The 23,516-nt window shown below is 68.7% G+C and carries 21 protein-coding genes and 1 pseudogene; 15 read left to right on the plus strand and 7 right to left on the minus strand.

What is annotated here, in order from left to right; genetic code table 11:
* Positions 1-51: 51 nt before the first annotated feature.
* The gene (locus tag FPZ47_RS02595) at positions 52-726 is read right to left on the minus strand and encodes an O-methyltransferase (protein WP_144947806.1); all 675 of its coding nucleotides are present in this window, start codon (positions 724-726) and stop codon (positions 52-54) included.
* Positions 727-1,044: 318 nt separating this feature from the next.
* Between FPZ47_RS02595 and sigE the strand changes: the two genes are divergently transcribed.
* The 4 genes from sigE (at position 1,045) to tatB (ending at position 4,369) form a co-directional block, all read left to right on the plus strand.
* Positions 1,045-1,689: an RNA polymerase sigma factor SigE gene (sigE, locus tag FPZ47_RS02600; protein WP_246133256.1), complete on the plus strand. Its 645-nt coding sequence runs from the start codon at positions 1,045-1,047 to the stop codon at positions 1,687-1,689.
* A 193-nt stretch (positions 1,690-1,882) separates the two neighbouring features.
* Positions 1,883-2,275 (plus strand): anti-sigma E factor RseA, encoded by a 393-nt coding sequence (rseA, locus tag FPZ47_RS02605; protein ID WP_144947812.1) that lies wholly within the window; start codon positions 1,883-1,885, stop codon positions 2,273-2,275.
* Between the two features lie 174 nt (positions 2,276-2,449).
* Positions 2,450-3,958, plus strand: coding sequence for a serine protease HtrA (gene htrA / locus FPZ47_RS02610; RefSeq protein ID WP_144947815.1), 1,509 nt, complete (start codon positions 2,450-2,452; stop codon positions 3,956-3,958).
* Positions 3,959-4,369 (plus strand): Sec-independent protein translocase protein TatB, encoded by a 411-nt coding sequence (gene tatB / locus FPZ47_RS02615; RefSeq protein WP_144947818.1) that lies wholly within the window; start codon positions 3,959-3,961, stop codon positions 4,367-4,369.
* Between the two features lie 4 nt (positions 4,370-4,373).
* Here tatB and FPZ47_RS02620 read toward each other — a convergent pair whose 3' ends face one another.
* From FPZ47_RS02620 to FPZ47_RS28230, 3 genes are all read right to left on the minus strand, one after another.
* Positions 4,374-5,531 carry an Mrp/NBP35 family ATP-binding protein gene (locus tag FPZ47_RS02620; RefSeq protein WP_144947821.1) on the minus strand — a complete coding sequence of 386 codons (1,158 nt, stop codon included), beginning with the start codon at positions 5,529-5,531 and terminating at the stop codon, positions 4,374-4,376.
* Positions 5,532-5,570: 39 nt separating this feature from the next.
* On the minus strand, positions 5,571-6,764 hold the full coding sequence (locus FPZ47_RS02625; RefSeq protein WP_210419817.1) for a lytic transglycosylase domain-containing protein: 1,194 nt from the start codon (positions 6,762-6,764) through the stop codon (positions 5,571-5,573).
* Between the two features lie 125 nt (positions 6,765-6,889).
* On the minus strand, positions 6,890-7,060 hold the full coding sequence (locus FPZ47_RS28230) for a hypothetical protein (RefSeq protein ID WP_168209337.1): 171 nt from the start codon (positions 7,058-7,060) through the stop codon (positions 6,890-6,892).
* Between the two features lie 257 nt (positions 7,061-7,317).
* Here FPZ47_RS28230 and FPZ47_RS02630 point away from each other — a divergent pair, with 257 nt between their 5' ends.
* Genes FPZ47_RS02630 through FPZ47_RS02655 form a run of 6 tightly spaced genes read left to right on the plus strand, consistent with a single transcriptional unit; the run spans position 7,318 to position 12,839 of the window.
* Positions 7,318-7,845: a YflT domain-containing protein gene (locus tag FPZ47_RS02630; RefSeq protein WP_144947823.1), complete on the plus strand. Its 528-nt coding sequence runs from the start codon at positions 7,318-7,320 to the stop codon at positions 7,843-7,845.
* 29 nt (positions 7,846-7,874) lie between these two features.
* The gene (locus FPZ47_RS02635) at positions 7,875-9,299 is read left to right on the plus strand and encodes an extracellular solute-binding protein (RefSeq protein ID WP_144947826.1); all 1,425 of its coding nucleotides are present in this window, start codon (positions 7,875-7,877) and stop codon (positions 9,297-9,299) included.
* Positions 9,296-10,234 carry a carbohydrate ABC transporter permease gene (locus tag FPZ47_RS02640; RefSeq protein ID WP_144947829.1) on the plus strand — a complete coding sequence of 313 codons (939 nt, stop codon included), beginning with the start codon at positions 9,296-9,298 and terminating at the stop codon, positions 10,232-10,234. Before FPZ47_RS02635 ends, FPZ47_RS02640 begins: the two co-directional genes overlap by 4 nt.
* Positions 10,224-11,063 carry a carbohydrate ABC transporter permease gene (locus FPZ47_RS02645; protein WP_144947835.1) on the plus strand — a complete coding sequence of 280 codons (840 nt, stop codon included), beginning with the start codon at positions 10,224-10,226 and terminating at the stop codon, positions 11,061-11,063. Before FPZ47_RS02640 ends, FPZ47_RS02645 begins: the two co-directional genes overlap by 11 nt.
* Positions 11,064-11,067: 4 nt before the next feature.
* On the plus strand, positions 11,068-12,246 hold the full coding sequence (locus tag FPZ47_RS02650) for an ABC transporter ATP-binding protein (protein ID WP_144947838.1): 1,179 nt from the start codon (positions 11,068-11,070) through the stop codon (positions 12,244-12,246).
* Positions 12,243-12,839 (plus strand): suppressor of fused domain protein, encoded by a 597-nt coding sequence (locus FPZ47_RS02655; protein WP_144947841.1) that lies wholly within the window; start codon positions 12,243-12,245, stop codon positions 12,837-12,839. Before FPZ47_RS02650 ends, FPZ47_RS02655 begins: the two co-directional genes overlap by 4 nt.
* 2 nt (positions 12,840-12,841) lie before the next feature.
* On the opposite strand, the gene corA is transcribed toward FPZ47_RS02655, so the two are convergent.
* Positions 12,842-13,951, minus strand: a complete 1,110-nt coding sequence (corA, locus tag FPZ47_RS02660; RefSeq protein ID WP_144947843.1) for a magnesium/cobalt transporter CorA — start codon at positions 13,949-13,951, stop codon at positions 12,842-12,844.
* Between the two features lie 166 nt (positions 13,952-14,117).
* Here corA and FPZ47_RS02665 point away from each other — a divergent pair, with 166 nt between their 5' ends.
* Genes FPZ47_RS02665 through FPZ47_RS02675 form a run of 3 tightly spaced genes read left to right on the plus strand, consistent with a single transcriptional unit; the run spans position 14,118 to position 17,207 of the window.
* Positions 14,118-15,107, plus strand: a complete 990-nt coding sequence (locus FPZ47_RS02665) for a malate dehydrogenase (protein ID WP_144947846.1) — start codon at positions 14,118-14,120, stop codon at positions 15,105-15,107.
* Positions 15,108-15,165: 58 nt separating this feature from the next.
* Positions 15,166-16,347, plus strand: coding sequence for an NAD(P)-dependent malic enzyme (locus tag FPZ47_RS02670; RefSeq protein WP_246133250.1), 1,182 nt, complete (start codon positions 15,166-15,168; stop codon positions 16,345-16,347).
* On the plus strand, positions 16,344-17,207 hold the full coding sequence (locus tag FPZ47_RS02675; RefSeq protein ID WP_144947851.1) for a glycine betaine ABC transporter substrate-binding protein: 864 nt from the start codon (positions 16,344-16,346) through the stop codon (positions 17,205-17,207). The genes FPZ47_RS02670 and FPZ47_RS02675 overlap by 4 nt, the downstream gene beginning before the upstream one ends.
* A 57-nt stretch (positions 17,208-17,264) precedes the next feature.
* Here FPZ47_RS02675 and FPZ47_RS02680 read toward each other — a convergent pair whose 3' ends face one another.
* Positions 17,265-18,095 carry an SDR family NAD(P)-dependent oxidoreductase gene (locus tag FPZ47_RS02680; RefSeq protein WP_144947854.1) on the minus strand — a complete coding sequence of 277 codons (831 nt, stop codon included), beginning with the start codon at positions 18,093-18,095 and terminating at the stop codon, positions 17,265-17,267.
* A gap of 186 nt (positions 18,096-18,281) precedes the next feature.
* Positions 18,282-19,850 (minus strand): PE family protein, encoded by a 1,569-nt coding sequence (locus tag FPZ47_RS02685; protein ID WP_144947857.1) that lies wholly within the window; start codon positions 19,848-19,850, stop codon positions 18,282-18,284.
* A 704-nt stretch (positions 19,851-20,554) separates the two neighbouring features.
* On the opposite strand from FPZ47_RS02685, the pseudogene FPZ47_RS02690 reads away from it, so the two are divergent.
* Positions 20,555-21,556: pseudogene (locus FPZ47_RS02690) on the plus strand (AurF N-oxygenase family protein); the annotation flags it as partial.
* Positions 21,557-22,287: 731 nt separating this feature from the next.
* Positions 22,288-23,514 (plus strand): class I SAM-dependent methyltransferase, encoded by a 1,227-nt coding sequence (locus FPZ47_RS02695; RefSeq protein ID WP_144947860.1) that lies wholly within the window; start codon positions 22,288-22,290, stop codon positions 23,512-23,514.
* The last annotated feature ends 2 nt before the right edge of the window (positions 23,515-23,516 follow it).

The raw sequence follows: 23,516 nt of genomic DNA on the forward strand, positions 1-23,516 counted from the left end.
ACGCCTGGCGTGTCGGGGGCTTTTGCGTCTGCTCGCGGGGAGGTACGGGAGTTAGTCGCGGACCGCGGCCAGCAGCCCGTCACCCAGGGGCACCAGTGCGGGGGTGAGCCGCTCGTCCTCGGCGATGAGCCGTGCCGCCTCGCGGACCGCGACCACCTCGGGGTCGCGCGCCGAGGGGTCGCCGGCCCGCCCGCCCAGGGCCGACCGGTGCACGACGATGACGCCGCCGGACCGCAGCAACCGCACCCCCTCGACCACGTAGTCGGGCTGGTCGATCGGGTCGGCATCGATGAACACCAGGTCATAGGACTCGTCGGCGAGCCGGGTGAGGACCTCCTGGGCACGTCCGCTGATCAGCCGGGTGCGTGACGGCCCCACCCCGGCCTCGGAGAAAGCCTGCTTGGCCAGCCGCAGATACTCGGGCTCGATGTCGATCGTGGTCAGCACGCCGTCGTCGCCCATGCCCGAGAGCAGCCAGAGTCCGCTCACCCCCGCGCCGGTGCCGACCTCGGCGACGGCCTTGCCGCCGCTGAGCTTGGTCAGCAGGCTCAACAGCGCGCCGACCGCGGGTGTCACCGCTCCCGCACCGATGTCCACGGCGCGCTCGCGGGCGGCGGCCAGGATCGCGTCTTCCGAGATGGAAGCCTCGGCGTGCGCGAACAGCGCCTCGGCCCGGCCGGGGGCCGGCTGGTCGGGGGTGACGGAGCTGCTATCGGTACCGTCCATGCCCGCAGCGTATGTCGAATCCGCGGCGCAGTCCCTCAGGCGCGCCTGCCCCGGCCCCGGCGACACGCCCGCGGGACCTTGAGGGTTTAAGGTTGCCGCGCGGCGGATATCCCCTGCACAGCGCAAGTAACGATCTGGTTTCTCAGCTTCAGCTCAGATTGCTCATATATCGCGCACACCCCGGTACGCCACGGTAGCCGTATGGAACGCGGAGGGCGATGGACCGGGAATACAGATTGGCGGCTTCATGTTGCCGCCGGTGACGTCATGCCGATCACCGGCAGACCGATTTCGGAGGATTCGATCATCACCACGCTCTTGAGCCCGGCCAGCATGTCGCACCCCCAGGAGTTTCCCGACGACACATGGGTGGAGACCTGCGACGAGTTGCAGGGCACCGCGGTATTCGACGCGACCGGTGACAAGTCGACGATGCCCTCGTGGGACGAACTGGTCCGTCAGCACGCCGACCGCGTGTACCGGTTGGCCTACCGGCTTTCCGGAAACCAGCAGGATGCCGAGGACCTGACCCAGGAGACGTTCATCCGGGTCTTCCGTTCGGTGCAGAATTACCAGCCCGGGACGTTCGAAGGCTGGCTGCACCGCATCACCACGAACCTGTTCCTCGACATGGTCCGGCGCCGCGCCCGCATCCGGATGGAGGCGTTGCCCGAGGACTACGACCGGGTGCCCGCCGACGATCCCAACCCCGAGCAGATCTACCACGACGCCCGGCTCGGCCCCGACCTGCAGGCCGCCCTGGATTCGTTGCCGCCGGAGTTCCGTGCCGCGGTGGTGCTGTGCGACATCGAAGGCCTGTCCTACGAGGAAATCGGCGCCACGCTGGGGGTCAAGCTGGGCACCGTGCGCAGCCGCATCCACCGCGGACGTCAGGCCCTGCGTGACTACCTGGCCGCCCACCCTGAACATGGCAGCCGCGCCGACGCCACCAGGTCGGCTTAGGTCGACCGGTCGCCCCCGGCGGCCGGTCACGGGTCGACGCAGCGGCTCGAACTCGGGGCCCCAACACGGATTCATCGTGACCTCGCGCCGAAAAACCAGCGGTGTTGCGGCCTTGGGCGGGCTGACGGGCATCACGTCGCGCTACATTCGAGATGGCGGTACTCGAGGTGCGGGGCGACGAAGGGAGCTGGCGATGGCCGACCGGGGACATGTGTTCCGCCGTGCGTTCTCCTGGCTGCCCGCCCAGTTCGCCTCCCAGAGCGATGCGCTCGTCGGTGCGCCCCGCCAGTTCGGCTCCACCGAGCACCTGTCCGCCGAGGCGATCGTGGCCTTCGTCGACGGTGAGCTGCGGATGAACGCGCATCTGCGCGCCGCGCATCACCTGTCTCTGTGTCCGCAGTGCGCGTCGGAAGTCGACGACCAGAGCCGGGCCCGCGCCGCGCTGCGCGAGTCGCACCCGATCCGGATTCCCAGCACGTTGCTGGGCCTGCTGTCCGACATCCCGCGCTGTTCCCCCGATGAGGCGTCCCCGCCATCGGAGCGTTTCGCCGACCGCGATGCGCGCGACGAGCGCAAGCGCCGCTAGGTTGCCCCCGCCACCCGGTGGCCCGCCGTGGGCGCGCACGCGGAACGACCGGCAGGCATGGATACTGGGGCAGGCATGGATACTGGGGAATGACACGGGCCATGCCGGTCCCTTGTTATCGCCCCGTAAACGGGCTGTCTCAAGTGCTCAGAAGAGGATCCAAAAGAGGATGATGTGACCTCCGACCAAGACAGCGGCAAAAACAGCGCCCCGCGTTTGGCGCCGCGCCCCATCTCCCGGCCACCCGTCGATCCCGCGTCGCGGCAGGCGTTCGGTCGCCCCGCCGGCCTGCGGGGGTCTTTCGTGGCGGAGCGCGTGCGACCGGCGAAGTACCGCGAACAAGGCGAATTCAGGCCCGAGGACCAACCGGCCGACCCCGTGCTCCAGGAGGCGTTCAGCCGGCCGGCCGGGGTTTCCGAGTCGCTGCAGCGCCACCCGATCGATGCCGGCGCGCTGGACGGCGAACGCAACGGTGCCGGGCCCGACGACCTCGACGACCCGTGGCGCGACCCCGCGGCCGGGGCCGCGCTCGGGACCCCGGCGGTGGCGCCGGCCGCACCGCAGGCCGCGCCCGGCTATCGCGGCAAGCTCGGCGTGCGCGACGTTGTGTTCGGTGGCCGGGTGTCCTACCGGGCGCTGGCCGTCCTGGCGTTGGTCGCGCTGCTGATCGGTGTGATCGGCGGGGTGATCGGGCGCAAGACGGCCGAGGTCGTCGAGGCGTTCACCACCTCGAGGGTGACACTGGCCACCGACAACAATCCGCAAGGCCCCGCCGGCCGGTTCGCCAAGGTTGCGGCCGCGACCGCCGACTCCGTGGTGACCATTGAATCCAAGAGCGACCAGGAGGGGCTGCAGGGCTCGGGCGTCGTCATCGACGGCCGCGGCTACATCCTGACCAACAACCACGTGATCTCCGAGGCCGCCAACAACCCCAGCCAGTTCAAGACCACCGTGGTGTTCAACGACGGCAAGGAAGTTCCCGCCAACCTCGTGGGGCGCGACCCCAAGACCGACCTGGCCGTCCTCAAGGTCGACAACGTCGACAATCTGACGGTGGCCCGGCTCGGCGACTCCGCCAAGGTGCGGGTCGGCGACGAGGTCCTCGCCGCCGGCGCTCCGCTGGGCCTGCGCAGCACCGTCACCGAAGGCATCATCAGTGCGCTGCACCGACCCGTCCCGTTGTCGGGGGAAGGGTCGGACACCGACACCGTCATCGACGCGATCCAGACCGACGCCTCGATCAACCACGGCAACTCCGGTGGTCCGCTGATCAACATGGATTCCCAGGTGATCGGCATCAACACCGCCGGTAAGTCGCTGTCGGACAGCGCGAGCGGGCTGGGCTTCGCCATCCCGATCGACGAGGCCAGGCAGGTCGCCGAGACCCTGATCAAGGACGGAAAGATCGTGCACCCGACGCTGGGCATCAGCACCCGGTCGGTGAGCAACGCGATCGCGTCCGGTGCCCAGGTCGCCAATGTGAAGGCGGGCAGCCCGGCGCAGAGGGCGGGAATCCTGGAAAACGACGTGATCGTCAAGATCGGCAACCGCACCGTTGCCGACTCCGACGAGTTCGTCGTCGCCGTGCGGCAGCTGACGATCGGCCAGGACGCCCCGGTGGAGGTCGTCCGCGACGGCCGTCACGTCACGCTGACGGTCAAGCCCGAAGCCGACACCGGCTAGATGTTCGCCAACGTCGGCTGGGGGGAGATGCTCGTCCTCGTGGTGGTCGGGCTGGTGATCCTCGGCCCGGAGCGGCTTCCGGGAGCCATCCGCTGGAGCGCGACCGCACTGCGGCAGGCGCGCGACTACCTCAGCGGTGTGACCAGCCAGCTGCGCGAGGACATCGGGCCCGAGTTCGACGACCTGCGCGGCCCGATCAGCGAGCTGCAGAAGCTGCGGGGCATGACGCCGCGCGCCGCGTTGACCAAGCACCTCTTCGACGGCGACGACTCCTTCTTTACCGGCAACTTCGACGGGCCGGTCAGGCCGGTCAACGGAGCTCCGGCGGGGCCGACGGCAGAGCCGGCGGGGCCGACGTTCGCGGCCGAAAAGCACGACGGCCCGGCGCCGTTCGACACCGACGCGACCTGAGTTCTCAGCGCCGGGTGGGGTCCAGGCCCAGCGACACCCCAGCCAGGCCGCGCCGCCGCGAGGACAGGACGTCGGCGACCCCGCGCAGTTGTTTGCCCACCGGTGAGTCGGGCGCGCTCAGCACGATCGGGGTGCCCTCGTCACCGGCGGCCACCAGGGCGGGGTCCAGCGGGATCGTGCCCAACAGCGGCACGTCGGCGCCGACCGCGCGGGACAACCGCTCGGCGACCTGCCGGCCGCCGCCCTCGCCGAACACCTGCACCGTGGACCCGTCCGGCAGTATCAGCCCCGACATGTTCTCCACGACCCCCACGACGCGCTGGCGGGTCTGCAGGGCGATGCTGCCGGCCCGTTCGGCGACCTCGGCCGCGGCCAGTTGCGGGGTGGTCACCACCAGGATCTCGGCGTTCGGGATCAGCTGCGCCACCGAGATGGCGATGTCTCCGGTTCCCGGCGGCAGGTCGAGCAGCAGCACGTCCAGGTCGCCCCAGTACACGTCGGCGAGGAACTGCTGCAGCGCCCGGTGCAGCATCGGGCCGCGCCACACCACCGGCGCGTTGCCCTCGACGAACTGGGCGATCGAGATGACCTTCACGTCGTGCGCGATGGGCGGCAGGATCATCGACTCGACCTGGGTGGGCCGGTCGGTGGTGCCCATCATCCGCGGGATGGAATGGCCGTGGATGTCGGCGTCGAGCACGCCGACCGACAGCCCGCGGGCGGCCATCGCCGCGGCGAGGTTGACGGTGACGGTGGACTTTCCCACCCCGCCCTTGCCGGAGGCGACCGCGTAGACGCGGGTCAGCGAGCTCGGCTGGGCGAACGGGATGACCGGCTCGCCACCGGGCCCGGATTTCGAGCCGCGCAGCTGCTTGCGCAGCTCGGTGCGCTGCTCGTCGCTCATCACGTCGAGGCTGACCCGCACCGCGCCGGTGCCGGGAACGTCGGCCACCGCGCTGGTGACGCGCTCGGTGATCTCGGTCTTCTTCGGGCAGCCGGCGATGGTCAGGTAGATCGCGACATGCACGGCGCCATCGGGTTCGATGTCGATGCTCTTGACCATCCCCAGCTCGGTGATGGGGCGCCGCAGCTCGGGATCGATCACCTTGCCCAGAGCCGTGCGGATGGCTGCGGTGAGATCGGCAGTGTTAGGAGATGACATCACCGCCGAGTGTATGCGGAGGAGCCGGACGGCCGGGTGTCAGCCGCCCGGTGCGGGCGGCGGCGCCATCCACGGCGGCAGGGCCGCCGGCGGCGCCATCCACGGCGGCAGAGCCGGCGTCGGCGTCTGTTGGCCGATGCAGATCACCGTGCAGCCCGGCAGCCGGCTCGGCAGCTGCGACTGGGGCGGGGTCATCCACGGGAACATGGGCTGCTGGCCGGTGGGCTGCTGCCCGCTGAGGTCGATCAGCGGTATGCGCGCCTGCGGGTCGTCGATCCCCAGGCCGTTGATGTTCATCGGCAGGTCGGGGCCGAGCCCCTCCGGGTGCTCGAGGTGGGCGTCGCCCAGCGGGGGTGGCGGCCCGGTCATCGGAGGCAGGTCGACCGGCACCACGCCGGTCGCGTACGCCGACGCCCAGCCCAGCACGTTCTGGGCGTAGGCCGACGAGTTGTTGTAGCGCAGGATCGAGGCCATCACCTGCGACGGGTCGCGCAGGTTGAGGCCCCCGCTGCACAGGTACCGCGCCGCGGCCAGTGTCGAGTCGAACAGGTTCTGCGGATCGGCCACGCCGTCGCCGTCCCCGTCGGAGGCGTACCGGGCCCAGGTGCCGGGCAGGAACTGCATGGGGCCCATCGCGCGGGCGTACGTCACGCGGTTGCCGACGCTGCTCTGGATGATGACCTCGTTGCCGGGCAGGGTGCCGTCCAGCGCGGGGCCGTAGATCGGCGTGACCGCGGTGCCGCGCGCATCGACGGCGCCGCCGCCCGCGTGGCCGGACTCGATGCGCCCGATACCGGCCAGCAGGTTCCAGCTGATGCCGCAATTCGGATCGGAGACGGCCATCTTCTGTTCGGCGTTGCGGTACGCCGACAGCGCCGTCGTCGGGATGCCCAGCGCACCCGGGGCGTTCACGATCTGCGGTGGCGGTGGCGCCGCCAGCGCGCCCTCGGCGACGTGGAAGACGGTCGGCTCACGGCCGGCGGCGACGACGGCCGGGCCGGAGTTCGCCGGAACGGCGGGCGAGATCGCGGCCACCGGGGTGATGGCGGTGCCCTTCGGCGGGGGTGGACCCTGCAGCGGCGGAGCTTCGCCCCCGACCGCGCCCGCGAGTATCAACGGAGTGATGACGGCGACACCGAATGCCGGCGTCCGTGTGAGCCGGCGCGCCCGCTGCCGGACCGCCGCCGCGGCCGGGCCTCGATTTCGGCGACTCCAGCGTCCCCCAATGCGCACTCGACCGTCCTAAGCAATGTGACCTGGCCGTGACCGGTTCTTATTAGCTTCGTGAACCAGATCACCATACATAACTCTTGTGACGGGAGTGGCGCAATGGTCAGTTCCGCTCTCACCCCGAATTCTTAAGAGCTGCGGCCCCGACCGTCGCCGGCGCCGACCGCGTCGGCATCCGCCGCTCCCGGCGCCGGCGCGTCGAGTTTCGCGCGCAGGTCGTCCAGCTCATCACGCAGGTATCCGCGGGTGACGACCCCGCGGTCCTCCTCCAGCGCGACCCGGTCCCGGTTCTCCCGCACGGCGGAGCCAGTCGCCCGCGCCGCCGGCGCGCATGGATGCCGAAGACGGCGACGGCCGAGCCGATCAGCAGGGCGCCGATGCCGATCAAACCCGGCCCGGGCGGCCACCGCGGCCGCGACGTCGCGCAGGCGCGGGCCGGACCGGACCGGTTGCCTCGCGTATTCGCAGCTCGCCGCGAGGTCGCGTCGATAGGGTGGAAGGGCCGAAGATGGGACATGACGGCGAGCAACGCCGAGGCGGAGGATAATGAGCACCCATGACTAGTCCATTCCAGCGTGGACAAGTTCCCGGCGGCACGCCCACCGGCGCTCCGGCCGGCCGGCGCGGTGCGCCGGGTCTGCCCACCCCGCCGAAGGGCTGGCCGGTCGGGTCCTATCCCACCTACGCCGAGGCGCAGCGCGCCGTCGACTATCTGTCCGAACAGGACTTCCCCGTCCAGCAGATGACCATCGTCGGCGTCGACCTCATGCAGGTCGAGCGGGTCACCGGGCGGCTGACCTGGCCCAAAGTGCTCGGCGGCGGCGTACTCAGCGGGGCCTGGCTCGGGTTGTTCATCGGGCTGGTGCTGGGCTTCTTCAGCCCCAATCCGTGGGCGGCGCTGGTCACCGGGCTGGTCGCCGGCGTTTTCTTCGGCCTGATCACGTCTGCGGTCCCGTACGCGATGGCCCGCGGGACGCGCGATTTCAGCTCCACGATGCAACTGGTGGCCGGCCGCTATGACGTGCTCTGCGACCCGCAGAACGCGGAGAAGGCGCGGGACCTGTTGGCGCGTCTGGCGATCTGAGGCCGCACCGGGAAACGCGCGAGAGGCCGATGAAGGTGAGTCGCCGCCGGCCGCACCGGCGCGGGCGCCGTCTGGGTGCGATCGTGCTGGCGACCGCGGCCCTTGCGGGCGCCGTGTCGGCCTGCGGCTCCGGTGCCCACGGGCTGGTGATCAGCCTGTACACGCCGGCCGGCGACGGGGCGACGTTCACCGCGGTCGCCCACGACTGCACCCAGCGGGCCGGCGGCAGATTCGCCATCCGGCAGATCAGTCTGCCCCGGGCCCCCGGCGAGCAGCGCCTGCAGCTGGCCCGGCGGCTGACCGGGCACGACCGCACCCTGGACCTGATGGCGATGGACGTCGTGTGGACGGCGGAGTTCGCCGAGGCGGGCTGGGCGCTGCCGCTGTCCGACGACCCGGCCGGGCTGGCCGAGTCCGACGCCACCGCGGACACCTTGCCGGGACCGCTTGCGACCGCCCGCTGGAAGGGCCGGCTGTACGCCGCACCCGTCGTCACGAACACCGAATTGCTCTGGTACCGAGCTGATTTGGTGAAGCAACCGCCCCAGGACTGGAGCGCCATGGTGGCCGAGGCCGCCGCGCTGCGGGCCGCCGGCCGGCCCAGCTGGATCGCCGTGCAGGCCAACGAGAACGAGGGCCTGGTGGTGTGGTTCAACACGCTGCTGGTGAGCGGCGGCGGCCAAGTGCTCTCCGAGGACGGCCGCCACGTCACGCTGACCGACACGCCCGCACACCGGGCCGCCACGGTCAACGCGCTGCGCATCCTCAAGTCGGTGGCCACCGCCCCGGGCGCCGACCCGTCGATCACCCGGACCGACGAGGGCACCGCCCGGCTGGCGCTCGAGCAGGGCAGGGCCGCGCTGGAGATCAACTGGCCCTACGTGTTGGCATCCATGCTGGAGAACGCGGTGAAGGGCGGGGTGAGCTTCCTGCCGCTCAACGAGGACCCGGCGCTGGCCGGCAGTATCGACCGGTTCGGCGCGTTCGTCCCCGACGACGAACAATTCCGCATCGCCTATGACGCCAGCACGAAGGTGTTCGGTTTCGCGCCGTACCCCGGTGTGGCGCCCGACCGGCCGGCCAGGGTGACGATCGGTGGGGCGAACCTGGCGGTGGCCGCCACCACCCGCCACCGCGCCCAGGCCTTCGAGGCCGTGCGCTGCCTGCGCAGCATGCAGAGCCAGAAGTACGTTTCCATCGAAGGGGGCCTGCCCCCGGTGCGCACCTCGCTGTACTCCGACCCGCAGTTCCAGGCCAAGTACCCGATGTACGCCGTCATCCGCCAGCAGCTCACCGATGCCGCGGTGCGGCCGGCGACGCCGGACTACCAGGCGGTGGCCATCCGGCTCGCGGCGACGCTGAGCCCGATCACCGACATCGACCCGCAGCGCACGGCCGACGAACTCACCCGGCAGGTGCGAAAGGCCATCAACGGGGAGGGTCTGCTGCCATGACCCGCCGCGACGATGCAGAGCGCAGCGATGAACGCAGCGATGAGGAGGAGCGACGGCATAGGGTGCGCCGCGACGAGCAGCGGCTGGCCTTCCTGCTGGTGGCGCCGGCGGCGACGCTGATGCTGGCGGTGACGGCCTATCCGATCTGCTATGCCGTGTGGCTGAGCCTGCAGCGCAACAACCTCGCCACTCCCGACGACACCGCGTTCGTCGGCCTGGGCAACTATCAGACGATCCTGACCGACCGGTACTGGTGGACCGCGCTGGCGGTGACGCTCGCGATCACGGGGGTTTCGGTGTCGATCGAGTTCGTGCTGGGCCTGGCGCTGGCGCTGGTGATGCACCGCGGCGTCGTCGCGAAGGGTCTGGTGCGCACCGCGGTCCTGATTCCGTACGGGATCGTCACGGTGGCCGCCTCCTACAGCTGGTACTACGCGTGGACGCCGGGTACCGGCTATCTGGCCAACCTGCTGCCGCAGGGGACCGCTCCCCTGACACACCAGATCCCGTCGCTGGGCATCGTCGTCCTCGCCGAGGTGTGGAAGACCACGCCGTTCATGTCGCTGCTGCTGCTGGCCGGGTTGGCGCTGGTCCCCGACGATCTGCTGATGGCGGCACAGGTCGACGGGGCCGGTGCCTGGCGGCGCCTGACCCGCGTCACCCTCCCGATCATCAAGCCGGCGGTGGTGGTGGCCCTGCTGTTCCGCACGCTGGACGCCTTCCGCATCTTCGACAACATCTACGTGCTGACCGACGGCGCCAACGGCACCGGCTCCGTGTCGATCCTGGGCTACGACAACCTGTTCAAAGGCTTCAACGTCGGCCTCGGTTCGGCGATCAGCGTGCTGATCTTCTGCTGTGTGGGCGTCATCGCGCTGATCTTCATCAAGGTGTTCGGCGTCGCGGCACCCGGCGGTGATGCCGATGCCCGCTGACCACGGGGACTCGCGGCGCACCGCCGTGTGGGCCGTCATCGACACCATGGTGGTGGTCTACGCGCTCCTTCCGGTGCTGTGGATCCTGAGCCTGTCGCTGAAGCCGACATCAATGGTCAAGGACGGCAAGCTGATTCCGTCATCGGTGACCCTGGACAACTACCGCGGCATCTTCCGTGGCGACTTCTTCTCCGCGGCGTTGGTCAATTCCATAGGTATCGGGCTGATCACCACACTGATCGCGGTGCTGCTGGGCGCGATGGCGGCCTACGCGATTGCCCGGCTGAACTTTCCGGGCAAGCGTCCGCTCGTGGGCGCCACCCTGCTGATCACCATGTTTCCGGCGATCTCGCTGGTCACTCCGCTGTTCAACATCGAGCGCTTCATCGGCCTGTTCGACACCTGGCCGGGGTTGATCCTCCCGTACATCACGTTCGCCCTGCCGCTTGCCATCTACGCCCTGTCGGCGTTCTTCCGGGAGATCCCGTGGGACCTGGAGAAGGCCGCCAAGATGGACGGTGCGACGCCGGCGCAGGCGTTGCGGAAGGTGATCGTCCCGCTGGCGGCGCCCGGACTGGTGACCGCGGCGATCCTGGTGTTCATCTTCGCCTGGAACGACCTGCTGCTGGCGCTGTCCCTGACCGCGACCAAGGCGGCGATCACCGCACCCGTGGCGATCGTGAACTTCTCGGGCAGTTCGCAATTCGAGGAGCCAACCGGGTCGATCGCGGCCGGCGCCATCGTGATCACCGTCCCGGTCGTCGTCTTTGTTTTAATCTTCCAGAGGCGAATTGTCGCCGGTTTGACCTCCGGCGCCGTGAAGGGATGACTCGATGGCCGAGATCGTGCTCGAGCACGTCAGCAAGAGCTACCCCGACGGCGCGACCGCGGTGCGGGACCTGAGCATCACGATCGCCGACGGCGAATTCCTGATCCTGGTCGGCCCTTCCGGATGCGGCAAGACGACGACACTGAACATGATTGCCGGGCTTGAAGACATCTCGTCGGGAGAGCTGCGGATCGGTGGGCAACGGATGAACGAGAAGGCGCCCAAGGACCGCGACATCGCCATGGTGTTCCAGTCCTATGCGCTGTACCCGCACATGACCGTGCGCCAGAACATCGCGTTCCCGTTGACCCTGGCGAAGATGAAGAAGGGTGAGATCGCCCGGAAGGTCGAGGAAACGGCCAAAACCCTTGACCTGAGCGAGTTTCTGGACCGCAAACCCGCCCAGCTGTCGGGCGGCCAGCGCCAGCGGGTCGCGATGGGCCGCGCGATCGTGCGTCATCCCAAGGCGTTTTTGATGGATGAGCCGCTGTCCAACCTGGATGCCAAACTGCGGGTGCAGATGCGCGGTGAGATCGCGCGGCTGCAGAAGAGGCTCGGCACCACCACCGTCTACGTCACCCACGACCAGACCGAGGCCATGACCCTCGGTGACCGGGTGGTGGTGATGCACGGCGGTGTCGCCCAGCAGATCGGCACGCCCGACGAGCTCTACGAGCGCCCCGTCAACCTGTTCGTCGCGGGGTTCATCGGCTCCCCGGCGATGAATTTCTTCCCCGCCAGGCTGACGGCGTTCGGGCTGACGCTGCCCTTCGGCGAGGTGATGCTCGCCCCGCAGGTCCAGCAGGTGATCGCGCGGCACCCGAAGCCACGCAACGTCATCGTCGGCGTGCGGCCCGAGCATCTCACCGATGCCGCGCTGATCGACGGCTATCAGCGCATCGGGGCGCTGACCTTCCAGGTGAAGGTCGACTTGGTCGAGTCGCTGGGCGCCGACAAGTACGTGTATTTCAGCGCGGCGGGTTGTGCCGTGCACTCCCTGCAGCTGGACGAGTTGGCCCAGGATGCGGATTGGCATGAGAACCAGTTCGTGGCAAGGGTTCCCGGCGAGTCCAAGGCGCGCATCGGACAGTCGGTCGAGTTGGCCTTCGACACCGCGAAACTCGCCGTCTTCGATGCCGACTCCGGGGCCAACCTCACCGTCGCTCCCGCCGTGGCGCGATGACGCGGGTGCTGGAGCTGGTGCGCGCGCACCTGCATGCCCATTTCGCCGGCGCCGAGCCCGCCGTTGCACGCGTGACGTTTCTGGGCGCCGACCCCGTAGAGGTCCTGAGATTTCGATGTGGGACAAGTGAATTGGTGCACTATGTGACGCTGGGGTGCTCGCGTCGCCCGATGGGTGATCCGGCGGACGCCTTCGCCGAGCAGGTGCGGGGACCGCGCGCCGAAGTCGTGCTGTGCCTGCGCGATCCCGGGCCGGCCACCGGAATCGCCCGCAGCTTGGCGGTTCTGGCGGCCACTCCAGCCGTCGAGGGGGTGGTGCTCGCCCCCGACGCGCTGATCGACCTGGGCTCGCCGCTGTGGGCCCGGCCGTCGGGGAGCGTGTCGTTCACCGCGGCGTTGTTGGGCCGCAGCGACATCGCGGACCTGGCGCTGGGGCCGCCCCGCGACCCCGTGCACTTCCTGTCGGCGACCCCCATCACCGCGACCGAGGGGGCCTGGGTGCGCCTGAAAGGCGCGGAGGCCATGCGGCAGGCGTGGCACAACGACGGCGTGGACGTCCGCGACCCGAATCGCCGCGCGGCGCAACCTACCTGACGTCAGAGCCAGTCCCGCTTGCGGAAGTTGCGGTACAGGAACAAGCAGACCAGGACCATCGCGCTGATCACCGTCGGGTAGCCCCACTTCTCGTGCAGCTCGGGCATGTTCTGGAAGTTCATGCCGTAGATCCCGGCGACCATGGTGGGCACCGCGACGATGCCGGCCCAGGCCGAGATCTTGCGCATGTCGCTGTTCTGCTGCATGCCCACGCGGGCCAGCGCCGCCTGCACCAGCGAGTTGAGCATGTCGTCGTAGCTGCTGATCTGGTCCGCGGCCTCGGTCTGGTGGTCGGCGACGTCACGCAGGTAGCGCCGCACCTCCTTGGAGATCAGGTCCTTGTTCTCGGTCTGGATCCGCTGGAACGCGGTGGACAGCGGGCTCACGCATCGGCGCAGCTCGACGACCTCGCGCTTGAGCAGATAGATCGGCTCGACGTCCAGCGCGCGGCCCGGGGAGAACGCGACCTCTTCGATGGCGTCGATGTCGGCCTCCATCAAATGGGTCACGGCCAGGTAGTGGTCCACCACGTAGTCGGAGATGGCGTGCATCACCGCATAGGGCCCCAACCGCAGATGCTCGGGATCGGCATCCATCCGCGCGCGCACGTCGGCCAGTCCGCCGTGCTCGCCGTGGCGGACCGTGACGACGAATTGCTTCCCGACGAAGATCATGATCTCGCCGGTTTCGACGATCTGCCGGGCCAGCGCGACCGACTCGTGCGGCACGTAGTTCACCGTCTTGAGCACGAGGAACAGCGTCTCGTCGTAGCGCTCCAGCTTGGGCCGCTGGTGGGCGTGCACCGCATCCTCGACCGCCAGCGGGTGCAGGCCGAACACGTCGGCCACCTCCTGCATGTGCGCGACGTCCGGTTCGTGCAACCCGACCCAGGCGAAGGCCTCGTGGCCGAGCACCCCGAGCTCGCGCACCTTGTCCAGCGCGGCCGCGTAACCGTACGTGCCGGGCAGCCGCCGGCCCTCGACGTACACGCCGCAGTCCACCAGAGGCTGGGCCTGGCCGGCGACGGGATGAACGTGATGCTGGTAGACCCGGGGCGCAGGCTTGGCGACCGGCCTGAGCGCCTCGGGCAGTGCCTCGAATCCCTGGAACACGTCGACCTCCGATCGCAGCGCAGGTCTGACCGGTGGTGCCCAATGCTACGCGTGTTCCCGCTCGTCGGCGCGACATCCGGGTGCGGGGGACGGGCGCCGGGCACGGTGCGATAGTTTCGACCCGAAACCCGAACCGCACGACCTTCTCCACAAGGAGCAAACCGACGTGAGCGCAAGTCCCCTCAAGGTCGCCGTCACCGGCGCCGCCGGCCAGATCGGCTACAGCCTGTTGTTCCGCCTGGCCAGTGGCTCGCTGCTGGGGCCCGACCGCCCGATCGAGCTGCGCCTGCTCGAGATCGAGCCCGCGCTGAAGGCGCTCGAGGGCGTCGTGATGGAACTCGACGACTGCGCTTTCCCGCTGCTGGCGGGCATCGAAACCGGTTCGGACGCCAACAAGATCTTCGACGGCGCGAACCTGGCCCTGCTGGTCGGCGCCCGCCCGCGCGGGCCGGGCATGGAGCGCAGCGACCTGCTCGAGGCCAACGGCGCGATCTTCACCGCGCAGGGCAAGGCGCTGAACTCGGTTGCGGCCGAAGACATTCGCGTCCTGACCACCGGAAACCCGGCCAACACCAATGGCCTGATCGCGATGAGCAACGCCCCGGACATCCCGCGCGAGCGGTTCACCGCGCTGACCCGGCTCGACCACAACCGGGCGCTGACGCAGCTGGCCAAGAAGACCGGCGTGGCGGTCACCGACATCAAGAAGATGACGATCTGGGGCAACCACTCGGCCACCCAGTACCCCGATGTGTTCCATGCCGAGATCAACGGCAAGAACGCGGCCGAGGTCGTGGGCGACCAGGCCTGGATCGAGAACGACTTCATCCCGACCGTCGCCAAGCGCGGCGCGGCCGTCATCGACGCCCGCGGCGCCTCCTCGGCCGCGTCGGCGGCGTCGGCCACCGTCGATGCCGCCCGCGACTGGCTGCTGGGCTCGCCCGCGGGCGACTGGGTCTCGATGTCGGTCATCTCCGACGGTTCCTACGGCGTGCCGGAGGGCCTGATGTCGTCGTTCCCGGTGACCACCAAGAACGGCAACTGGTCGATCGTCACCGGCCTCGAGATCGACGACTTCTCCCGTGCCCGCATCGACAAGACGACCGCGGAACTGGCCGACGAGCGCACGGCGGTCACGGAGCTGGGCCTGATCTGACGCCGGCCAGCGAGGCGCCGATTAGGTCTACTAATCGGTAATTCAGTACCCTGGGCCCGTGCCGCAACACGAGCATTCCCCGATCGTCATCCACGACGAGGAGATTTTCGAGGCGCACGCGGGCGGAAAGCTTTCCGTGGCGCTGAACGCCCCGCTGGACACCCAGCGCGCCCTGTCGATCGCCTACACCCCGGGGGTGGCGCAGGTCAGCCGGGCGATCGCGACCGATCACACGCTGGCCGCGCGCTACACGTGGGCGAACCGGCTGGTGGCGGTGGTCAGCGACGGCAGCGCGGTGCTCGGCCTGGGCGACATCGGGCCCGCGGCGTCGCTGCCGGTGATGGAAGGCAAGTGCGCGCTGTTCCAGGCGTACGGCGGCCTCAACGCCATCCCGGTCGTGCTGGACACCAAGGATCCCGACGAGATCGTCGACATCCTGGTGCGGTTGCGCCCGACGTTCGGCGCGGTCAACCTCGAGGACATCTCCGCGCCGCGCTGCTTCGACATCGAGCGGCGGCTGGTCGAGGCGCTGGACTGCCCGGTGATGCACGACGACCAGCACGGCACCGCGATCGTCGTGCTGGCCGCCCTGATGGGCGCCACCAAGCTGCTCGGTCGCGACATGTCCTCGCTGCGGGTCGCGGTCTCCGGAGCGGGTGCCGCGGGCGTCGCGTGCACGAATCTGCTGATGGCGATGGGGGTGTCGGACATCACCGTGCTGGATTCGCGCGGCATCCTGCACACCGGGCGCGACGACATGAACAGCGTCAAGGTCGGCCTGGCCCGGCGCACCAACCCCGACGGCCTGACCGGGGGCATGGTCGAGGCCCTGGCCGGCGCGGACGTGTTCCTCGGGGTGTCGGGCGGTCTCATCCCCGAGGAGCTGATCGCCACCATGGCGCCCGACGGGATCGTGTTCGCGCTGTCCAACCCCGACCCGGAGATTCATCCCGACGTCGCGGCCAGGCACGCGGCGGTGGTGGCCACCGGGCGCAGCGACTTCCCGAACCAGATCAACAACGTGCTGGCTTTCCCCGGGGTGTTTCGCGGCGCGCTGGACGCCAAGGCCTCCCGGATCACCGAGAAGATGATGGTCGCCGCCGCCGAGGCGATCTTCTCCGTGGTCAGCGACGACCTGGCCACGGACCGGATCGTCCCGAGCCCCCTGGACCTGCGCGTCGGGGACGCGGTGGCCAAGGCGGTGGCCATCGCCGCGGACACGGCGATCTCCACGGGGTGAGGATCGGCAGGCCGGCCGCGCTGCTGCTCGCCGCCGCGCTGACGGTCGCCGGCTGCGGGGGCGACGACCACCGCGCCGCTGCTCTGGTCGTCGGGTCCCGCCCCGACTCCGAATCCACGCTGCTGGCCGCCGTCTACGTGGCGGCGTTGCGGTCCTACGGTTTCGGGGCCCAGGGGGCCCAGACCACCGCCGACCCGATGGCGCAACTGGACTCCGGCCGGTTCACCGTCGTCCCCGCGTTCACCGGTCGGACGCTGCAGGCCTTGCAGCCGGGCACCACGGTGCTCTCCGACAAGCAGGTCTACCGGGCCCTGGTCGCCGCCCTGCCCGAGGGCATCGCCGCGGGCGACTACGCGACGGCCGCCGAGGACAAACCCGTCGTGCTGGTCACCGGGACCACCGCGCGGGCCTGGGGCGGCAGCGACACCGGCGCCGACCTGAGCGCGCTGCCCCAGCACTGCGACGGGCTCGTCCTCGGGGCCGTCTCCGGGCGGCGCACGCCCCCGTCGGTCGGCTCGTGCAAGCTTTCGGCCCCGCGCGAATTCCCGGACGACGCAACGATGTTCGCGGCGCTGCGGGACGCGAGGCTGACGGCGGCGTGGGCCACCACCGCCGATCCGGGCATTCCCGCCGACCTGGTCGCGCTGGCCGACGGCAAGCCCGCGCTGATCCGCGCCGAGAACGTCGTGCCGCTGTATCGACGCAACGCGCTGAGCGATCGCCAGCTGCTGGCGGTCAACGAAGTGGCCGGCGTGCTGGACACCGCGGCGCTGGCCGGGATGCGCCGCCAGGTGGCCGGCGGTGCCGATCCGCAGGCCGTGGCCGGGGGATGGCTGGCCGAACATCCGCTGGGCCGCTGAGCCGCGGCCCCGGATCGGGCGCTGCGAGCGCAATCTCGGCGCCGACGGGCGGGCCGGTCAGTGCCCGGGCGGGAGCACCCGGCGCAGCACCGGGCTGAACAGCCGCTGGTAGCCCGACCCGGTGAGCCGCACCAGGATGTCGAGCACCTTGGCGTCGTTGCCGACGAGCACCCGGGCCTGGTTCTTGCGCACCGCGTCCAGGATGACCTCGGCGGCACGCTGCGGGCTGGTCCGTGCCAACCGCGTGTCGAACGCCTTGGCCAGTTCGTCGCGGTCGACCCCCTCGACGGCGGTGGCGTTGCGCGCGATCGCGGTCTTGATGCCGCCAGGATGCACCGTGGTCACGCCCACCGGGTGACCGGCCAGGATCATCTCCTGGCGCAGCGCCTCGGTGAAGCCGCGGACGGCGAACTTCGCCGAGTTGTACGCGGCCTGACCCGGCACCGCGAACAGCCCGAACACGCTCGAGATGTTGATGACGTGCCCGTCGCCGGAGGCGATCAGGTGCGGGAGGAACGCCTTGGTGCCGTTGACCACGCCCCAGAAGTCGACGTCCATCACCCGCTCGATGTCCTTGAACTGGCTGACCTCGATATCGCCGGTGAACGCGATGCCCGCGTTGTTGTAGATCTGGTTGACCTTGCCGAAGTGCGCGGCGACGGCGTCGGCGTAGGCCAGAAACGCCTCCCGCTCGGTCACGTCCAGGCGGTCCACCTTGACCGGGGCGCCGATCGCCTTCACCCGCTCCTCGGTCTGCGCGAGTCCCTCGGTGTCGACGTCGCAGATCGCCAGCTTGGCACCCGAGCGAGCCAGCTCGACGGCCAGCGCCTGCCCGATGCCCGAACCCGCGCCGGTGACCACGGCGACCTTCCAGACGAAACCCTCCATGCACGCTCCTTGCGACGGTTGCCGTCGAGGTTAGTCGGTACCGGCGGCTCCCCTGCGCGCGGATTCGAACTCGGCGCGATGGGCGCCCGGGCGGGCCGTCACGGAGGCTGCGGCGAGCGTCGCCGGACCAACGTGAGGCACGCCAGTTTGGCGGCAAAGCCGGAACGCTCACGCGCCCCGGTCCGACTATCCGAGCCCGAGGTAGCCGATCAGCGGGACATTGTTCAGCAGCGCAGCAGTGTCGCTGAGCGCGGCGATGTCGTTGGTGATTGCCTGAGCGTAGATGTTGGGGTTGAGGTACCCGAGTAGGCCCTGTGCCAGGTACTGGCCCCCCTCCGGCAGGCCCGTGAGTAGCGACGACGGACCGTCGGTGTACCCCGAGATCGGCTCCGCCCCATAGTTGGCCAGCGGGAATTGGTTCGGTATGCCCGTGACGGCCTGGATCGTGCCGCCGACCACGCTGGGGAAGCTGTAGTCGTTCGGAGCCCCCCAATAGACGAAGCTGCCCGTGACGAAGGGGTTGAAATCGGAGGTGAAGTCGGTGCCGAGCTGAATGGCGCTCGACAGGACGGTATTGGGATTGGGGAACATGATCGGGTCTTGAGCCGGAGTTGCTGTCATATTGGCGCCAAAAGCCTGCAAGGGGGCCAGCAGATTCAGCTGCGCCGGCTGACCGGACCAGATCGCGACGTCGGGACCCGGTGAGTTCGTGATGCCGGTCCCGGTGGGGTTGACGTTGATGATCTCGCCGAACGGCGCGGACACATTGTGCCCGATGGTGTCCGTCAACGTGGTCGGGTAGGTGGTGCCGGCGAGCAGCGCCTGTAGCGGAGTATCGCCGTGCAGCCAGCCGCCCAGGTAGGCGAACGGGTTGGCGCTTTCAAACTGGGTATTCACGGCGGTTCCGTCGATGAACTCGGCCTGCGCGAAGACCTGCACCTGCTCGGCGATGGATTCGGTGGCCGGGAACGGCAGGAAGAAGTGGAGAATCGCATCGAGCTGCGGCCAGTTGCCGTTGTCCCAGCCCCACGTGTTGCCCATGGACTCCATGAACCAGCTGCCGGTGCCGCCCACGGCGTAGTAGGGCTGGCCGTTGACCATCTGGACCCCGCCGTTCGCGACGGTGGCCCCCGGCGGAATCCAGCCCGGGACCCCCCCGACCGAACCGGCGGGACCCAGCGCGTACGCGTATTCCTGCAGGGCCAGTGACTCGTAGTACGGGATGTTGACGACATCGGCGAACAGGTTGTACGGAACGTTGACGAGGCCGCCGAGGTTGTAGGCGCTGAGGCTGGGGGGCAGCAGATTGTTGATGTTGCTGGCCAGGAAGTTGTTGATGGTGTTGATCGAGAGGTCGTTGAGGCCCCCGGGCAGCAGGTTGGTGAGGCCTCCGACCGGCATGCTCCCCAGCAAAATCTGTGCGGGCGCAGCGATCGCCGCCTGAACACCCTGCTGGACGTTCTGCAACAGCGATACGCCGGTGGCCTCGGCGCCGGCGTACGACCCCCCGCTGGCATTCAGCATCTGGACGAACTGCTGATGAAACGCTGCCGCCCGGGTGCTCAGCGCTTGGAAAGCCCGGGCGTGCCCGGCAAACACCGAAGCCACCGCCTCCGACACCTCGTCAGCGCCGGCGCTCAGCAGCGACCAGGTTGGGCCCGCCGCCGCGTTGGCCGCGGTGATCGTCGAACCCAGACTCGCCAATTCTGTTGCCGCCACATCCACATACTCCGGGACCGCTAACAGATAAGACATCGCCATCCCCCGATGAGCTTTCGTTGACGAGCTTTCGTTGACGAGCTTTCGTTGATGAGCTTTCGTTGACGAAGTTATGCCTAATCTACTGCGATGTCGTCGTTGACGGAAGCAGTACGAGCCTTATTTTCGATCCGAAAAGGGTCATTTCGCGCGTGCGCTCTCAACGGCGCGCGATCGCCAAGTGCGTTTCTGGGCGCGATGTGGCACGTCAACCACGATCCGGGCCCAACTGTCGACGTCCCAAGCAGCCCGTGCCGCACCTGCGAATTCGCCGAGCAGGCCGATGCCCGCATCCTGGGGTGGATGACCGATTGCTCGACAAGTCAGTCGCCGTCGGCGGCAACTGGGCAATCTCCCGCTCCCTGGGTCGACCACAGCGTGGGAATATCGCCGTTCGGGCCGACGCCGGTGCGTAACGCCGTCACGGCGCCACACCGATTCCGTTGAGCGACTAAGAGATTGGCTGACACCGCTGGGTTGTCGCCGGGCCTGCGCATGCCGCGCTCCGGGCTGCTGTTTCGGGTGGCTGATGAAATCTGTTCTAATGAAGGATTAACGGCCGCTACGTCAATACGGTTACAGCTGGGGTCAAGCTCTCGACATCTGACAGCCTAGTGGGACAATAACGCCTGGCGTCTGGTGCTCGCGGAAAGAGGTTCGGAAAGAGGTTGTCGTATGGCCGACTTGGGGCTGGCACGCTGATGCCAACGCGTTGGCGGCGCAACATGGAAGTGCGCGACGACGTCGCGTACGTTGCGATGCTCGGGACCCTGTCCGAGGCGTCTGTGCGGCGTAGCTTCAACCCCTACATCGATATCGACTGGGGCTCCCCTGAGCTCGAGGTTACCGACAACGATCCGCGTTGGATTCTGCCGGCGAGCGATCCGATCGGCCGCCACCCCTGGTACCTGGCGCAGCCGCGAGAACGGCAGATCAAGATGGGCATGTGGCGGCAGGCCAACGTCGCCAAGGTCGGCCAGCAGTTCGAGTCGGTCTTGATCCGCGGCATGATGAACTACAGCTTCTGGTTGCCTAACGGCTCACCGGAGTACCGGTATTGCCTGCACGTGGCGAACGAAGAAATTAACCACTCCATGATGTTCCAGGAGATGGTGAACCGCATCGGCGCCGATGTGCCCGGGATGCCGCGGCTACTGCGTTGGCTATCGCCGTTCGTCTCGCTGCTCGCCGGCACGCTGCCCAACGTGTTCTTCTTCGAGGTCCTCGCCGGCGAGGAGCCCTTCGACCACATCCAGAAGTCCATGCTGCGCGGCACCGAGACGATGCATCCCATGCTGGAACGGGTGATGGCCATCCACGTGGCCGAGGAGGCCCGCCATATCTCACTTGGCCACGAATACCTGAGCAAACGGGTACCCACGCTTCGTGCGTGGAAACGTTTTCTGCTGTCGCTGTTCGTACCGCTGATCATGCGGTTGCTGGGGTCGGCGGTCGTGAAACCGCCGAAGGCCTTCCGGCGGGAATTCGGCATGCCACGCAAGGTCAAGAGGCAACTGTACTTCCGGTCCCCGGAGTCGCGGCATCATCTGCGGGGCCTGTTCGCCGATGTCCGAATGCTGTGTTACGACACCGGGCTGATGAATCCGGTCGCCAGGCTGATGTGGCGGATCTGCAGGATCAACGGTGAGCCGTCGCGCTACCGCAGCGAACCACAACGCCAGCACCCGGTAGGAGCTTACGCTCCACTGGAGCTGGGCGCTCTCGACGTGCACGGCGGTAACCGTGTGTGCCCGCCCGCTCTTGAGCGAGGTCGGGCAGTGGGGTTTCGGGAGCGGCCGTCGTCGCAGCCGGCCCGTCGCATCGGCCTGCGCGCAGCCAGAAATCGATCGGGCCCCGGTTGAGGCTATACGGTACGTCCCGGCGTCCACGCGGGTGCCGGGATGTCTGATGGGCCGGCGATCCCGGCTTTTGTGAACCGTCAGGAGTCAGCGCTGAGATGACCGGCGATCCCCTTTCCGGGATGGCTCGTCAATTCGCCCTACTGCCAGCATCAATTGGTCGGTCATGGAACGCCTGCACATCTTCGGCGCCTGCCATTCATTCATGGCGTGCCATCCGGAGCGCCCGAAGGAGAGCTACACTATCGACTTTTTGGCGGATGCCTCGCTGGATTACGTCCCGATGATACGGCTGCGGTGCGGTCTGGTCGGCACCGAGATCGTCAAGACCGGCGGGCGGCTGGGGCCTCAACACGGCCCAGTTGCCGTTCGTCCGGCACCTCGACGGCCGCCGAACGGTCCGCGAGATCGCCGCCGAGGTGGCCGGCACACAGTCGCGCCGGGCCGGCCTGGGGGAGCCCCCCGACCGCTCCTGCGACGCAGGAAAAGCCATCACCGGCCCCAGACGCCCGAGTCTGTGAGATACTCGCGGTCCGCCCGTTCTCGAACAGCGGGGTGAAGGAGACAGCAGGCGAATGAGCGACGATCCCGGCGCCGATATTGTCACCCGCCAATACGAGCGGTGGAGATATCCGCAGCCCATCGTCGACCTCGAGGCGTGGCTCGCCGGCAACTGGGAGTGGTTCGACCCGGTCCACGCGCACCGCATCCTGTGGCCGGACCGGCAGTACAAGCCGGACCTCGATATCTTGATCGCCGGCTGCGGCACCAACCAGGCGGCGGTGTTCGCCTACAACAACCCTGCCGCGCGGGTGGTGGCCATCGACATCAGCCAGCCGTCGCTGGACCACCAGCAGTACCTCAAGGACAAGCACGGCCTGTGGAACCTCGAGCCGAAGCGCCTCCCGATCGAAGAGGTGCCGACGCTGGGGCTCGACTTCGACCTCATCGTGGCGACCGGCGTCCTGCACCACCTGGCCGATCCGCTGGTGGGCATGCAGGCTCTGGCGGGTTGCCTGCGGCCCGACGGTGTCCTGGCGGTGATGCTGTACGCGAAGTACGGCCGGATCGGCGTCGAACTGCTGGAGTCGGTCTTCCGCGACATGGGGCTGGGCCAGGACGACGCGTCAGTGCAAGTCATCAAGGACACCATCGCGGTGCTGCCGGCGGATCACCCGGTGCAGAGCTATCTGCGGGTGGCGCGCGACGTGCAGTCCTCCGATGCCGCTCTGGTGGACACGTTCCTGCACGGCCGTCAGCGCAGTTACACCGTCGACGAGTGCGTCGATCTCGTCGCGTCGGCCGGTCTGGCGTTTCAGGGGTGGCTGTTCAATGCGCCGTATTACCCGCACGATGCGTTCGCGCCCACCAGTGATTTCTACCGGGTCGCCAACACGATGCCCGAGCGCCGGCTGTGGTCCGTGATGGAGCGCATCCAGACGCTCAACGCGTGTCACTTCTTCGTCGCGTGCCGCAACGAGCGCCCGAAAGAGTCGTATTCCGTGAACTTTTCGACGGACGCCGCCCTGGACTACATCCCGACGATGCGCTTGGGTTGCGGCCTGTCCGGCAGCGAGATCTACCGGCCGGACTGGCGGATGACTCTCAACACGGCGCAGCTGCCCTTCGTGGAGAACGTCGACGGGCGGCGCACGATCCGCGAGATCGCCGGGTCGGTGGCGCAGATCGGTTCACGGAGAGCCGGCGCGGGCGACGCAGAAAGCTTCGGCCGCAAGCTTTTCCAGTCACTGTGGCGGCTGGACTTCCTGGCGATGTGCCGGGCGGGTAGCTCGGCGTTGTAGAC

It is taken from the genome of Mycobacterium helveticum (genome assembly GCF_007714205.1).
In the GTDB taxonomy this organism is placed as follows: domain Bacteria; phylum Actinomycetota; class Actinomycetes; order Mycobacteriales; family Mycobacteriaceae; genus Mycobacterium; species Mycobacterium helveticum.

What these genes read in the sequence shown, in the direction of transcription:
- FPZ47_RS02595 (WP_144947806.1), bottom strand. Translation starts at nt 726, where the DNA reads ATGGACGGTACCGATAGCAGCTCCGTCACCCCCGACCAGCCGGCCCCC.
- FPZ47_RS02650 (WP_144947838.1), top strand. Translation starts at nt 11,068, where the DNA reads ATGGCCGAGATCGTGCTCGAGCACGTCAGCAAGAGCTACCCCGACGGC.
- FPZ47_RS02630 (WP_144947823.1), top strand. Translation starts at nt 7,318, where the DNA reads ATGACTAGTCCATTCCAGCGTGGACAAGTTCCCGGCGGCACGCCCACC.
- FPZ47_RS02635 (WP_144947826.1), top strand. Translation starts at nt 7,875, where the DNA reads ATGAAGGTGAGTCGCCGCCGGCCGCACCGGCGCGGGCGCCGTCTGGGT.
- rseA (WP_144947812.1), top strand. Translation starts at nt 1,883, where the DNA reads ATGGCCGACCGGGGACATGTGTTCCGCCGTGCGTTCTCCTGGCTGCCC.
- FPZ47_RS02695 (WP_144947860.1), top strand. Translation starts at nt 22,288, where the DNA reads ATGAGCGACGATCCCGGCGCCGATATTGTCACCCGCCAATACGAGCGG.
- tatB (WP_144947818.1), top strand. Translation starts at nt 3,959, where the DNA reads ATGTTCGCCAACGTCGGCTGGGGGGAGATGCTCGTCCTCGTGGTGGTC.
- FPZ47_RS02680 (WP_144947854.1), bottom strand. Translation starts at nt 18,095, where the DNA reads ATGGAGGGTTTCGTCTGGAAGGTCGCCGTGGTCACCGGCGCGGGTTCG.
- FPZ47_RS02620 (WP_144947821.1), bottom strand. Translation starts at nt 5,531, where the DNA reads ATGTCATCTCCTAACACTGCCGATCTCACCGCAGCCATCCGCACGGCT.
- FPZ47_RS02640 (WP_144947829.1), top strand. Translation starts at nt 9,296, where the DNA reads ATGACCCGCCGCGACGATGCAGAGCGCAGCGATGAACGCAGCGATGAG.
- FPZ47_RS02645 (WP_144947835.1), top strand. Translation starts at nt 10,224, where the DNA reads ATGCCCGCTGACCACGGGGACTCGCGGCGCACCGCCGTGTGGGCCGTC.
- FPZ47_RS02655 (WP_144947841.1), top strand. Translation starts at nt 12,243, where the DNA reads ATGACGCGGGTGCTGGAGCTGGTGCGCGCGCACCTGCATGCCCATTTC.
- FPZ47_RS02685 (WP_144947857.1), bottom strand. Translation starts at nt 19,850, where the DNA reads ATGTCTTATCTGTTAGCGGTCCCGGAGTATGTGGATGTGGCGGCAACA.